At 61.3% G+C, this 13801-nt stretch carries 11 protein-coding genes; 6 read left to right on the top strand and 5 right to left on the bottom strand.

The genetic code is table 11. The features are described 5' to 3' along the window. Positions 1-20: 20 nt before the first annotated feature. Genes rfbD through rfbB form a run of 4 tightly spaced genes read right to left on the bottom strand, consistent with a single transcriptional unit; the run spans position 21 to position 3383 of the window. The gene (rfbD, locus tag ACIOMR_RS14140) at positions 21-890 is read right to left on the bottom strand and encodes a dTDP-4-dehydrorhamnose reductase (RefSeq protein ID WP_177123060.1); all 870 of its coding nucleotides are present in this window, start codon (positions 888-890) and stop codon (positions 21-23) included. Then, positions 887-1432 carry a dTDP-4-dehydrorhamnose 3,5-epimerase gene (gene rfbC / locus ACIOMR_RS14135; RefSeq protein ID WP_008435750.1) on the bottom strand — a complete coding sequence of 182 codons (546 nt, stop codon included), beginning with the start codon at positions 1430-1432 and terminating at the stop codon, positions 887-889. Before rfbC ends, rfbD begins: the two co-directional genes overlap by 4 nt. Further along, positions 1429-2304: a glucose-1-phosphate thymidylyltransferase RfbA gene (gene rfbA, locus ACIOMR_RS14130; RefSeq protein WP_032899443.1), complete on the bottom strand. Its 876-nt coding sequence runs from the start codon at positions 2302-2304 to the stop codon at positions 1429-1431. The genes rfbC and rfbA overlap by 4 nt, the downstream gene beginning before the upstream one ends. Next, a complete protein-coding gene (gene rfbB / locus ACIOMR_RS14125) occupies positions 2301-3383 on the bottom strand; it encodes a dTDP-glucose 4,6-dehydratase (protein ID WP_177067104.1) in 1083 nt (360 codons plus the stop codon). The genes rfbA and rfbB overlap by 4 nt, the downstream gene beginning before the upstream one ends. A gap of 177 nt (positions 3384-3560) precedes the next feature. Here rfbB and ACIOMR_RS14120 point away from each other — a divergent pair, with 177 nt between their 5' ends. The 4 genes from ACIOMR_RS14120 (at position 3561) to ACIOMR_RS14105 (ending at position 9043) form a co-directional block, all read left to right on the top strand. After that, on the top strand, positions 3561-6470 hold the full coding sequence (locus ACIOMR_RS14120) for an aminotransferase (protein ID WP_401194748.1): 2910 nt from the start codon (positions 3561-3563) through the stop codon (positions 6468-6470). A gap of 125 nt (positions 6471-6595) precedes the next feature. Then, positions 6596-7474, top strand: coding sequence for an N-carbamoylputrescine amidase (gene aguB, locus ACIOMR_RS14115; protein ID WP_177036533.1), 879 nt, complete (start codon positions 6596-6598; stop codon positions 7472-7474). 6 nt (positions 7475-7480) lie between these two features. Further along, complete coding sequence (gene aguA, locus ACIOMR_RS14110) at positions 7481-8587, top strand: agmatine deiminase (protein WP_401194745.1); 1107 nt, start codon at positions 7481-7483, stop codon at positions 8585-8587. Between the two features lie 243 nt (positions 8588-8830). Beyond that, positions 8831-9043, top strand: a complete 213-nt coding sequence (locus ACIOMR_RS14105) for a hypothetical protein (protein ID WP_003213240.1) — start codon at positions 8831-8833, stop codon at positions 9041-9043. Between the two features lie 169 nt (positions 9044-9212). On the opposite strand, the gene ACIOMR_RS14100 is transcribed toward ACIOMR_RS14105, so the two are convergent. Continuing rightward, the gene (locus ACIOMR_RS14100) at positions 9213-11285 is read right to left on the bottom strand and encodes a TonB-dependent receptor (RefSeq protein ID WP_401194742.1); all 2073 of its coding nucleotides are present in this window, start codon (positions 11283-11285) and stop codon (positions 9213-9215) included. A gap of 227 nt (positions 11286-11512) precedes the next feature. On the opposite strand from ACIOMR_RS14100, the gene ACIOMR_RS14095 reads away from it, so the two are divergent. Continuing rightward, positions 11513-12220: a DsbA family protein gene (locus ACIOMR_RS14095; RefSeq protein ID WP_008435732.1), complete on the top strand. Its 708-nt coding sequence runs from the start codon at positions 11513-11515 to the stop codon at positions 12218-12220. Between the two features lie 272 nt (positions 12221-12492). Next, complete coding sequence (locus ACIOMR_RS14090; protein ID WP_401194739.1) at positions 12493-13779, top strand: OprD family porin; 1287 nt, start codon at positions 12493-12495, stop codon at positions 13777-13779. Positions 13780-13801: the final 22 nt, after the last annotated feature.

The following is a 13801-nucleotide window of genomic DNA, read 5'->3' as shown; positions in this document are numbered from 1 at the left end:
TGGGTACAGGCGCATTATGCCTAGTGCTGCTCGGCAAGACACTCGCGCAATGCGTCATGCCACTGCGGTTGCGAGACATGCCATTGCTGTTGCAGGCGGCTGCAATCGAGGCGCGAGTTCAGCGGGCGCCTGGCCGGCGTTGGATAGGCGCTGGAGGGAATCGCTTCCAGCTCGGCGCAGGCACGACCGTTGGCCCGTAGTTGCTCGCCGATGGCCTGGGCAAAGCCGAACCACGACGTCTCGCCCTGGGCCGTCAGGTGGTAGACACCCCAATCCCCGGCCTGGCCCGCCTGCCAGCGCTCGATCAGTGCACGGGTGCTGTTGGCGATGGTCCCGGCCCAGGTTGGCGCGCCGATCTGGTCGGCGACGATGCGCATCTGCGGTTTTTCCTGCAGCAGGCGTTGCATGGTCAGCAGGAAGTTCTTGCCGTGGGTCGAGTAGACCCAGCTGGTGCGCAGGATCAGGTGTTCACCGCCGACGGCCGCGATCGCCTGTTCGCCCGCCAGCTTGCTTGCGCCATAGACGCCCAGCGGGTTGGTTGCGTCGTCCTCGTTGTAGGGCGCGGCCTTGCTGCCGTCGAACACGTAGTCGGTGGAATAGTGAATCAGCGGAATGCCCAGTGCCTTGGCTTCCTCGGCGAAAATCCCGGGCGCGGTGGCGTTGATGGCGAAGGCCACGTCCGGCTCGCTCTCGGCTTGATCGACGGCCGTATGGGCGGCTGCGTTGATGATCAGGCCCGGGCGATGGGCGCGTACCTGGTCGCGGATCTGCTCGGGATGCGCCAGGTCCAGTTGATCGCGGCCCAGCACGATCAACTCGCCCAGGCCCTGGAGGCGCTGTTGCAGCTCCCGGGAGACTTGGCCATGTTGGCCGCTGATAAGGATTTTCATGGGAACAGGTCGGCCTCTTGCAGGCTTTTCCCGGCCTGGTCCTTGGCAGACAGTTGCGGCGTCTCCGTCAGTTCCCAGTCGATGGCCAGCGTCGGGTCGTTCCAGAGGATGCAACGCTCGGCGCTCGGCTGGTAGTAATCGGTGGTCTTGTAGAGGAACTCGGCGTAGTCGCTCAGCACCACAAAGCCGTGGGCGAAACCTTCCGGTACCCACAACTGGCGATGGTTATCGGCGCTAAGCCGCACGCCCACCCATTGTCCGAAGTTGGGCGAGCTGCGGCGGATGTCGACGGCCACATCCAGCACTTCGCCGGCGATGACGCGCACCAGTTTGCCCTGGGTATGTTCGAGCTGGTAATGCAGGCCGCGCAGCACGCCTTTTTGCGAGCGCGAGTGGTTGTCCTGCACGAAATCACGCTTGAGCCCGGTGGCCTCTTCGAAGGCGCGGGCGTTGAAGCTTTCGTAGAAAAAGCCGCGCTCGTCACCGAACACTTTCGGTTCGATGATCAATACGCCTGGCAACGACGTGTCGGTGACCTTCATTTTTGCTCCCCGGCCAGTGAATACAGGTATTGGCCGTAGCCGGTCTTGCCGAAGTACTTGGCCCGCTCCAGCAAGTGGTCACGGTCGATCCAGCCGTTCTCGTAGGCGATTTCTTCCAGGCACGCCACTTTCAAACCCTGGCGGTGCTCGATGGTCTGCACATACGTCGAGGCCTCCAGCAGGCTGTCGTGGGTGCCGGTGTCGAGCCAGGCGAAACCACGGCCGAAGCGCTCCACGTGCAGGTCGCCACGATTGAGGTAGGCGTTGTTGACGTCGGTGATCTCCAGCTCGCCCCGTGGCGATGGCTTGACTGCCTTGGCGATCCTGATCACGTCGTTGTCGTAGAAATACAGGCCGGTCACCGCGTAGCTCGACTTTGGCTTGGCTGGTTTTTCCTCGATGGACAGCGCGCGGCCCTGGCTGTCGAAGTCGATCACGCCGAAACGCTCCGGGTCCTTGACCCAGTAACCGAATACCGTGGCGCCAGATGGGCGTTCGGCAGCAGTGCGCAGTTGTTCGCCGAAGTGCTGGCCGTGGAAGATGTTGTCGCCCAGGATCAGGCATACCGGGTCATCGCCGATAAACTCTTCGCCAATCAAGAACGCCTGGGCCAGGCCGTCCGGGGACGGCTGCTCCGCATAAGTGAACCGCACGCCAAACTGGCTGCCATCGCCCAACAGGTTGCGGTATTGCGGCAGGTCTACCGGGGTGGAGATCACCAGGATTTCCTTGATCCCGGCCAGCATCAGCACCGAGATCGGGTAGTAGATCATCGGCTTGTCATACACCGGCAACAGTTGCTTGGAAACGCCCAGGGTAATGGGGTGCAAACGCGTGCCGGAGCCACCGGCCAGTACGATTCCCTTCATCATGCGATCAGATCCTTAAAGTCGGTGTTGCCCAGTCGTTCGCCTTGATAACTGCCGTCCTGGACCCTGCGGCACCATTCCAGGTTATCGAGGTACCACTGCACGGTTTTGCGCAGGCCGGTTTCAAAGGTTTCCTGCGGAACCCAGCCCAGCTCGCGTTCGATCTTGCTGGCGTCGATCGCATAGCGCTGGTCGTGGCCCGGGCGATCCTTGACGAAAGTGATCAGGTCAGTGAATTTCTCCACGCCCGCCGGGCGTTGTGGTGCCAGTTCTTCCAGCAGGCCGCAGATGCTGCGCACTACGTCGATATTCTTCTGCTCGTTATGGCCGCCGATGTTGTAGGTCTCGCCTACCACACCTTCAGTCACCACTTTGAACAGCGCGCGGGCGTGGTCTTCGACGAACAGCCAGTCGCGCACTTGCAGGCCGTCGCCGTACACCGGCAATGGTTTACCTGCGAGGGCGTTGAGGATCACCAGCGGAATCAGCTTCTCGGGAAAGTGGAACGGCCCGTAGTTGTTCGAGCAATTGGTCAACAGCACCGGCAGGCCGTAAGTGCGCTGCCAGGCGCGTACCAGGTGATCGGACGCGGCCTTGCTGGCCGAGTACGGCGAGCTTGGGGCGTAGGGCGTGGTTTCGGTGAACAGGTCATCGACGCCGTGCAGGTCGCCATACACTTCATCGGTGGAGATGTGGTGGAAGCGGAAGGCACTCTTGGCCGGTTCTTCCAGCTTCTGCCAATAACCGCGTGCGGCCTCCAGCAGGCTGTAGGTGCCGACGATATTGGTCTGGATAAAATCCGACGGGCCGTCGATGGAACGGTCCACATGAGACTCGGCCGCCAGGTGCATGATCGCGTGGGGCTCAAAGCGCGCCAGTACGGCGCTGACGGTGGCCTGGTCGATGATATCGGCCTGGACGAACTCGTAGCGGCTGTTGCTCGCGATGCTGGCCAGCGACTCAAGATTGCCGGCGTAGGTCAATTTGTCCAGGTTGAGCACTTCGTGCTTGGTGTGTTGAATCAGGTGCCGGATCAGAGCGGAGCCGATGAATCCGGCGCCGCCGGTGATGAGAATGCGCATGTCGGAGGCCCTTTTCCTTAGACAGACATTAAGCGAATGGAGCATAGCTTGAGTTGTGGAGCCAGGTGGTGCAAGGGGCCACAGTCAGATTGACGGCACTGCGCGGGACTGGGGGTTGCGTAACCCCCGTCAACAATGGCGATATAAGCGCCTGATAAAAAAGCCAGGGGTCTTCACATGTTGCTCGCCACGTTGATTCATCGCGCCAGCCTGCCATGCCCGCAAGTCGGGCCTGTGCCTGCGACGCAGCTACTTGAGCAGCATTACGGCCTGGGTGGGGCGTTGCAGTCCCTCGGCAGCCAGCAAGACCTCAACTACCGTCTCGACAGCGAGCGTGGCCGCTTTGTGCTGAAAATCTGCCGGGGCGACTACGCCGCCGTCGAGTTGCAGGCCCAGCACGCGGCCCTCAAGCATCTGCAGGAACATTCGGATGTACGGGTGCCCAAGGTGATCTCGTCGCTTGCTGGCGAAGAACTGCTGACCGAGACCGTCGCCGGGCAAACCGTGCACCTGCGGTTGCTGGACTACATCGACGGCCAGCCGCTGACCCATCTGCCCCATCTGGGGCGCGAGGTGATCGCAGGCTTCGGCGAACTCTGCGGGCGGATGAGCCAGGCGCTGGCCGACTTCGAGCATCCGGGCCTGGAACGTACCCTGCAATGGGACCCACGCCATGCCCTTGAGCTGATCACTCATTTGCTGTCGACCCTCGAAAACCTCCCGCATCGGGCCGGGCTGGAGCGCGTGGTGGAGCAGGTCGGGCAGCGTCTGCGGCCGTTGGCCGACCGCTTGCCCTGGCAAGCCGTGCACATGGACATCACCGATGACAACGTGGTCTGGCAGCGCGATGCCCAGCGGCATTGGCAGATTGAAGGCGTGATCGATTTTGGCGACCTGGTGCGCACCTGGCGCATTGCCGACCTGTCGGTGACCTGCGCGGCGCTGCTGCATCATGCCGAGGGTGATCCGTTCGCGATCCTGCCGGCGATCCAGGCGTGCCACCGGATCACGCCGTTGCAGCGCGAAGAGTTGCAGGTGCTATGGCCGCTGATCGTCGCGCGGGCCGCGGTGTTGGTGCTGAGCAGTGAACAGCAGCAACGCCTGGACCCGGATAACGCGTACCTGTTGAAGAATGCCGAGCATGAGTGGGAAATTTTCCACGTAGCCACCTCGGTGCCCTTTGAATTGATGGAGGCGGCGATCCTGAACTGCGTCGGTGCCGAATTGCCGCCGATTGTCGGTGAAGGCTTCGCGCCTTTGTTGCCGGGGCTCGTTGGGCGTGAATTCGCGTTGATCGATCTGGGCGTGCTCAGCCCGCATTTCGAGGCCGGTAACTGGGAGCAGGAGGGCATTGATCGCCGATTGCTGGAACAAGCGGCCGCGGTCCATGGCCTGGCAGCCAGTCGTTATGGTCAATATCGTCTGTCCCGCACCCAACCCGACAGTGCCGTCGAGCCCGACACCTTCGCGCTTCACGTAGAACTGCACATGCCCTTGGGCGCCACGGTGGAAGCACCGTTCGCCGGCACCTTGCGCTATGGCGCCGACGGCCTGCTGAGCCTGCATAGCGCCCAGTTGAGTGTTCGGTTGTGGGGCGTGAACGCCTTGTTGAAGCACGGCGCCGCAGTGGTAAAAGGCCAGGTAATCGGCGACGTGGTCGCGCCGCTGACAGTACAACTGTGCCGCGCCGAGCTTGAGCCACCGCTGTTCTGCACGCCTTCCCGGGCGGCGGCATGGCAAACGCTCTGCCCATCCCCGGCCACCTTGCTGGGGCTGGCCTGCGACGCCGAGCCGGAGCTGGACCCCGAAGCCCTGCTGGCGCGTCGGGACGCCAGCTTCGCCCGCTCGCAGAAGCACTATTACGTCGACCCGCCGCGCATCGAGCGCGGCTGGCGCAACCATTTGATCGACATGCAGGGCCGTTCCTACCTCGACATGCTCAACAACGTCGCCGTCCTCGGCCACGGTCATCCGCGCATGGCCGAGGTGGCGGCGCGGCAATGGTCGCTGCTCAACACCAACTCGCGCTTCCACTATGCGGCGATTGCCGAATTCTCCGAGCGTTTGCTGGCGCTGGCGCCGGACTCCATGGACCGGGTGTTTCTGGTCAACAGCGGCACCGAGGCCAACGACCTGGCGATTCGCCTGGCCTGGGCCTACAGCGGCGGGCGCGACATGCTCAGCGTGCTGGAGGCGTACCACGGCTGGTCGGTGGCGGCGGATGCGGTGTCGACCTCGATTGCCGACAACCCCCAGGCCTTGAGCAGCCGCCCGGACTGGGTGCACCCGGTGACCGCGCCGAATACCTATCGCGGCGAGTTTCGCGGGCAGGACAGCGCCCCCGACTACGTACGCAGCGTGGAACACAACCTGGCGAAAATCGCCGCGCAGAATCGCCAGCTGGCGGGTTTCATTTGCGAGCCGGTGTACGGCAATGCCGGCGGGATTTCTTTGCCGCCGGGATATTTGCAGCAGGTGTACGCGCTGGTTCGTGAGCAGGGCGGCGTGTGCATCGCCGACGAAGTGCAGGTGGGTTACGGCCGCATGGGGCATTTCTTCTGGGGCTTTGAAGAGCAGGGCGTAGTGCCGGACATCATCACCATGGCCAAGGGCATGGGCAATGGCCAGCCGTTGGGCGCGGTAATCACCCGCCGGGAAATCGCCGAGGCGCTGGAGGCCGAAGGTTACTTCTTCTCCTCATCGGGAGGCAGCCCGGTGAGTTGCCGGATCGGCATGGCGGTGCTGGATGTGATGGAGGAAGAAAAGCTGTGGGAAAACGCCCAGGAGGTGGGCGGACACTTCAAGGCGCGGTTGGAGGCGCTGGTCGAGCAGTATCCATTGGTGGGCGCAGTGCATGGTTCCGGGTTTTACCTGGGGCTGGAATTGGTCCGCGATCGACAGACCCTGGAACCGGCCACCGAAGAGACTGCGCTGCTGTGTGACCGGCTGCGGGAGCTGGGGATCTTCATGCAGCCCACCGGCGACTACCTGAACATCCTCAAGATCAAGCCGCCGATGGTCACCTCACGGCACAGTGTGGATTTCTTCGTCGACATGCTGGCGAAGGTTCTGGAGGAAGGCTTGTAACAATAAACTCGATTGTTATCGGTAAAATTTGATCATTTTTCGATGAGCGGATATTTATTAGCTTCAAAAGCCGATTTTTATCCGCTATAAAGGCGTCCACTTGCCCGCCGCCGAGGAGATGATTCATGAGCCGTATCGTTACCGTTGCCGCGACCCAGATGGCCTGTTCCTGGGACCTTGATGCCAATCTCGAAACCGCTGAAAGGCTGGTGCGTGAGGCCGCCGCCAAGGGCGCGCAGATCATCCTGATCCAGGAGCTGTTCGAGGCCCCGTACTTCTGCCAGAAGCCGAACCCGGACTACCTGCAACTGGCGACCACGGTTGAAGATAACGTCGCGATCAAGCACTTCCAGAAGGTCGCCCGGGAACTGCAGGTGGTGTTGCCCATCAGTTTCTATGAACTGGCCGGCCGCGCGCGTTTCAACAGCATTGCGATCATCGACGCTGACGGCTCCAACCTCGGGATTTATCGGAAAAGCCACATCCCGGACGGCCCGGGCTACCATGAAAAGTATTACTTCAACCCCGGCGACACCGGCTTCAAGGTGTGGAACACCCGCTATGCGAAGATCGGCGTGGGCATCTGCTGGGACCAGTGGTTCCCGGAAGCCGCCCGCAGCATGGCGCTGCAAGGCGCGCAAATCCTGTTCTACCCGACCGCCATCGGCAGCGAGCCCCACGACAAGACAATTTCGTCCCGTGACCACTGGCAGCGGGTACAGCAAGGCCATGCCGGCGCCAACCTGATGCCGCTGATCGCCAGCAACCGCATCGGTAACGAGGAGCAAGACGGCTACGACATCACCTTCTACGGCTCGTCCTTCATTGCCAATCAGTTCGGCGAGAAAGTAGAAGAACTCAACGAAACCGAAGAAGGCATCCTGGTGCACCGCTTCGATCTCGATGAACTTGAACACATTCGCAGCGCCTGGGGTTCGTTCCGCGACCGCCGTCCGAACCTGTATGGTGCGCTTAAAACCCTCGACGGTTCCCTGGAGTCCTGAATCGCCATGACCACTTTGCACAGCACCCCCCGCGCCGACGGCTTCTACATGCCTGCCGAATGGGCGCCACAGACCCAGATCTGGATGATCTGGCCCGAACGCCCGGACAACTGGCGCCTGGGCGGCAAGCCGGCGCAGGCCGCCCATGTGGCGGTGGCCAAGGCCATCGCACGTTTTGAACCGGTGACCGTGGCGGTCTCGGCCGGCCAGTACGAAAACGCCCGGGCGCGCCTGGACGTGCCGAATATTCGCCTGGTGGAAATGTCCAGCGATGACGCCTGGGTCCGCGATACCGGGCCGACCTTCGTGATCAACAACAGCGGTGAAGTGCGCGGTGTGAACTGGGACTTCAACGCCTGGGGCGGTTTTGATGGCGGCTTGTACTCGCCGTGGAACCGCGACTCCCAGGTGGGCGGCAAGATCCTCGAGATCGAGCGCAGCCCGCGTTATCGCACCGAAGGGTTTGTGCTGGAAGGCGGTTCGATCCACGTCGACGGCGAAGGCACCCTGATCACCACTGAAGAATGCCTGCTTAACCGCAACCGCAACCCGCACCTGCAGCGTGAGGAAATCGAAGCGGTGCTCAGCGCCAACCTGGCGGTGGATAAGATCATCTGGCTGCCGGATGGCCTGTTCAACGACGAAACCGATGGGCATGTGGATAACTTCTGCTGCTACGTACGCCCAGGCGAAGTGTTGCTGGCCTGGACCGACGACCCGCAAGACCCGAACTATGCGCGCTGCCATGCCGCCATGGAAGTACTGCAAAGCAGCACCGACGCCCAGGGCCGCTCGTTCACAGTGCATAAAATGCCGATCCCGGGGCCGCTGTACGCCACCGAGGAAGAATGCGCAGGCGTGGACCCGGTAGACGGCACCCAGGAGCGCAATCCCACCGTGCGGTTGGCCGGTTCCTACGTCAACTTCCTGATCGTCAACGGTGGCATCATCGCGCCGAGCTTCGACGACCCGCTGGACAGCCGCGCCAAGGAGATTCTGCAGAGCCTGTTCCCGCAGCATGAAGTGGTGATGGTGCCTGGCCGCGAACTGTTACTGGGGGGTGGCAACATCCACTGTCTGACCCAGCAACAGCCGGCCCCGCACAAAAACTGAGTGCACTTGTAACAGCCTGGTGCCGGGTTTAACGGCAATCGAGTGCGCCATGTTTTGCGCGCTTACAGCAAGCCCGCGGCCCGTCAGGTTCGCGGGCTTTTTTGTGTGCAAGTGCCGACAAACCGGGCACATTGGCATAGCTCTTGTATCGCTGTTGCGACACACAGCACGGTGTATGACTAAGCGGTTCTGTCATAAACCTTGAGTAAGTTAGCCGCTCATGCCGTCGGAGAGAGCGCTGAAATGAATGCCGATATCAACCTGATGTACACGCGCACGTTCCACCCTTTGCGGGTGAACGGTGACGCGATCCACGCGCTGGCGCTCTGGTTGAAGGCAAACGGTTCGCGGCAGATCAGGACGCCCGACCCGCGCCGGGTGATGAGCGAACGGTACCCGGCGGGACTGTTCAGCGAGGACGAGGTGCAGGCGTTGTGTGAATTGATGCAAGGCTGACGGTTGTTTTCAATGTTGCACTGGACCTTGTGGTGAGGGAGCTTGCTCCCGCTGGGCTGCGCAGCAGCCCCAAAACAGATCATCGAGTTCTATCTGAAAAAACACAGTCGCCTATTTTGGGGGCGCTTCGCACCCCAGCGGGAGCAAGCTCCCTCGCCACGCAAGCCTGTTAGAAGCTATAGGTGCCAGTCACCACCAGGCTGCGCGGGTCGCCGAACTGAATCTGCGCTGCACTCGTCGCTGACGCGTAGTACGTCTTGTCGCTGATATTGTTCAGCGCCGCCCGCACATCCCATTCCTTCTGCCGAAACCCGGCCAGTGCGTCCCAGCGCCCATAACCCGGCAACGCCACCGTGTTGGCGTTATCCGCATAACGCTCACCCACCAGCGTCAGCCCGGTTTCCGCGTACCAGCCCATCTCCGGTTTCCAGGTGACGAACAGGCTCGCGTTGCGCTTGGCCACGTCGCTGATGCGCTTGCCTTCAAAGCCATTGTTGTCTTTCACCACCGTGGCGTCCTGCAGGCCGACGCCACCGCGCACGTACCAGTTGCCGACGACCTTGCCGGTAGCGGTCAACTCCACGCCACGGGAACGCTGCTCGCCGCTGAGCAGGGTGATGGTCGGGTCCAGCGGGTCGCGGGTGCGGCGGTTGTAGAGCTCCAGTTCATACACCGCCAGGGTGGTGCTCAGGCGGTCGTCGAGCCAGTCGCTCTTGACCCCGATTTCCTTCTGTTTGGTCAGCTCCGGGCTCAGGTCGTTGGCGTTGCCCGTGGCATTGGGCGTGATGCCGATCAGGCCGCCGCCGGTCGGCGAGAACGTCTTGCTCCACGAGGCATAGAACGAATGGTGTTCCAGCGGCGTCCAGACCAGGCCCACGCGCGGGCTGGTGCTGTGGCTCACGACCTGTTCCGAGGCGTTGGTCAGCTTGTTGGTGGACTCCACATCAAAGCGGTCATAGCGCAAGCCGGCGAGCAGTTGCCATTGATCGTTCAGGCGCAGTTGGTCCTGCACATACAGGCCCTGGCTTTGCGCTTCGGTGTGACTGCTGCTGAATGTCGGCAGGCGACCGTAGTGGCGCAGGTCCGGGTTGGGGTTGTACACATCCACGCTCGGCACAGCGGCGAGCGGCGCTCGATAGAGTTTCGGGTCACGGCGCTGGTTGCCCAATTCCACTCCGGTGAGCAAGCGATGCTCCAGGCCGAAGGTGGTGAAGCCGCCTTCCAGTTCGACGTTGTTGAGGATGTTGCGGGTGGTCAAGTCCTGCTGCCAGCGCTGGCGCCCGACCTTGCCGGTTTTTGGGTCGTAGCTGACGGCGTAAGTGTTATCGAAGTCGCTGTCTAGGGTGAACACGCCCAACGTATGGCGCAGTTGCCAACTGTCGTTCAGCTCATAGGCAAGCCGCGAACGCAGGGATTGTGACGTGTCGTCGATGTAATCGCGCTTGTCACCATAAGTGGTGCCGCGGCTGACATCTGCCGGCCGCCCATTGACCCCGGGAATGCCCCGGTCCGGCGTGCGGTTGTAGCGGCTGTATTCGTACTGCACCAGCCAGTTCAGGTCGGGGCTCAGTTGCCAGCTCATGGACGGCGCAAACAGTTGGCGATTGCCGCTGACGCCGTCGCGGAAACTGTTGTTGTCCTGGTTGCCCATGTTCAGGCGCAGGCTGATGGTGTCGGTGGGGTCGGTGCTGAGGTCGGCGTACAGGCTGCGCAAATCATTGCTTCCGCCCTGGGCCTCGATGCTGGAGGCGCGACCGGCCTGGGGCAGCTTGCTCACCCGGTTGACGATGCCACCTTGGCCGCCGCGGCCGTACAACACGGCTGCCGGGCCCTTGAGTACTTCGATGCGTTCGATGTTGTGCAGGTCGCGCACGTATTGGCTGTCGTCGCGAACGCCGTCCAGGTAGAAGTCGTTGCTGGCGTCGAAGCCGCGGATGCGCAGGCTGTCGAACCGTGTGTCGGCGCCGCTGCTGACGTTGGGTATACCGCTCAAGGCCTGGCCCAGGTCATTGGTGCCGTAGGAACGCAGGTTGTCGGTTTTTACCGAGTCGATGGCCTGGGGCACATAACGCACGGGTGTGGCGGTGCGGGTGGCGGTGCTGGTTTCCTTGACGCGCGGGTCGTCCTCGTCAGCTTCGGCGCTCACGGAGGTTTCCGGCAGGACAGTGGCAGCGCAGGTAAATCCGGCAGACAGCAGGACAGAGAGCCCAAGGGTCATGGGCGTCAGGCGAAGGGCAGGCATCGGGGTGTGTATCCAAAAAGGTTGGCAGAATAAAAGAGCGTTAATGGTAATGCTTACTATTTGCGCAGGTTATCTATTCCTGGGCGGACCTTTCTGAAAAATGTTACGGCGTATGTTTTTCAAGGGTATTCGACCGATTCTCGAAACAGTCTGAAAGACGATCCGGGGTTTTTCCCAATTGTGCGTGAGACTAATCTGCCGGTCATCAACATCCATCGGAGCCCGTCATGTCGGCAGCCACACTTCACTACATTTACGACCCGCTGTGCGGTTGGTGTTACGGCGCCGAGCCGCTGCTGAGCGCCGCCCGGAGCGTGTTACCGATCCAGTTGCATGGCGGCGGCATGATGACCGGCGCGAATCGCCAATCCGTATCGCCGCAGTTGCGTGACTACGTAATGCCCCACGACCGGCGCATCGCCGAGTACACCGGGCAACCGTTTGGCGAGGCGTATTTCGAAGGTTTGTTGCGGGACCACGGTGCGGTGTTCGATTCAGCCCCGCCGACCAGCGCCGTGCTGGCGGCAGAAAAAATTGCCGGTCGCGGGCTGGAATTATTGGCGCGTCTGCAAACGGCGCACTACGTCGAAGGTCGCCGAATTGCCGATAAGGACGTGCTGCTGACCCTGGCCGAATCCATCGGTTTGGATCCCCAAGCCTTCACCGCCGCTTTCAGTGAAATCCTTGGCGCAGCAACTCAAGCGCACATCAATGACAGCCGCCAATGGCTGGCAAAAGTCGGCGGCCAGGGCTTCCCCACGCTGGCCCTGGAGCAGAATGGGCAGCTGCAATTGCTCGATATCAGCCCCTGGTTGGGCAAGCCAGAAGCCTTCGTTGAGTGGCTGAGACAAAGAGTCGCAATTTCGATTCAGCCCACCCAATCGAGTGCACCAATGTGTGGCCTGCAGGGGTGTGCAGATCCAGGAAGCGCTTGATAGAGCCTTGCGCAATGATGGCTATTTAATGCTTCTTAGACTTTTTTAGCCTAAATACAGAAGATTCACGAAATTGACACACAGTAAAGGGCGCGGATAGGATTCGCCCCAACGCCTGTGGCTAACCGCCATGACTTCCCCAATAAAAAAAGGCCCGCGGCATTTCACGTCGTCCGCGGGCCTTTTTTTATCTGGGAAAGTCGACACCAGAAAAGCAACACGGAGCCTGGTGTCACAGCGCGTACTCAACCAGCAATAAGGAATATAAGAAAATGTTGAAGCAACGGATGGGGCTGATCGCTCTGGGGATTTTGAGCGCTACGCAAGCAATGGCTGACGACCAATCCCAATCGAAGGGTTTTGTTGAAGACAGCCACCTGAACATCGCGGCACGCAACGCGTACATCAGCCGCGACTACAAAAACGGCAAGCAAGACAAAGCCGAATGGGGCCAGGGCTTCATCGGCAAGTTCGAATCCGGTTTCACCCAAGGCACCGTTGGTGTGGGTGTGGACGTGATCGGCCAATACGCCATTCGCCTGGATGGTGGTAAAGGTCGCAGCGGCGCTGGCGGTATCGACTTCTTCAAGCAAGGCGACAGCGGCGAAGCGGCCAACGACCTGGCCAAGGGCGGCGCTGCCGTCAAGGCACGCATCTCCAACACCGTGATCAAGTACGGTGATCAGATGCCAGCCGTGCCGGTCCTGGAATACGACAACTCCCGCCTGTTGTCCGAAACCTATACCGGTACCTCGATCGTCTCCAAGGAAATCGCCGGCCTGCAACTGGACGCTGGTCACTTCACCAAGGAAGCTCGCAAGAGCGCCGAGGGTTCCGACAGTGGCGGGCTGAAAAGCATCGACTACATCGGCGGTAGCTACAAATTCACCGAAAGCCTGTCGGCAGCCCTCTACGCTTCCAACATGCAGGACGTGCTGAAGAAGCAATACGTCAACGTCAATTACGTGCTGGCCCTGCCAGAGAAGCAATCGTTGACCTTCGACTTCAACGGCTACAAGACCAAGCTCGACCGTAGCTTCGCCCTGGAAAACCAAGGTGACGCCGACGCTCGCGACAACAAAATCTGGAGCCTGGGCGCCACGTGGGCCGTTGGCCCGCACAGCTTCACCGTGGCTCACCAGCGCAGCACCGGTGACACCGGTTACCTGTACGGCGGCTACCGCAACGCAGGCGGCATCGGCGACGGTGGCAACACCATCCTGCTGGCCAACTCCTACTGGTCTGACTTCAACGGCAAGGACGAGCGCTCCTGGCAAGCAGGCTACGGCCTGGACTTCAGCGCCTTCGGCGTGCCTGGCCTGACCTACAACATCGCCTACGTGCGCGGCACCAACATTGACGACGGTTCCAATCGCGGCAGTGGCACCGAGCGTGAAATCTTCAACCAGTTCAAATACGTAGTACAGAGCGGCCCGGCGAAAGACCTGAGCCTGCGTGCCCGTGCGTCGTGGTTGCGCGTTTCCAACAACGCCAGCAACTACAACGTGGGTGGTAACGAGATCCGCCTGTTCGCCGACTACCCAATCAACGTTTTCTAATTGATTCGGCGTCGCGCCTGAT

The sequence above is a fragment of the Pseudomonas sp. NPDC087814 genome (genome assembly GCF_044742865.1).
GTDB lineage: Bacteria > Pseudomonadota > Gammaproteobacteria > Pseudomonadales > Pseudomonadaceae > Aquipseudomonas.
This window is presented reverse-complemented; position numbering and strand designations above follow the sequence as displayed.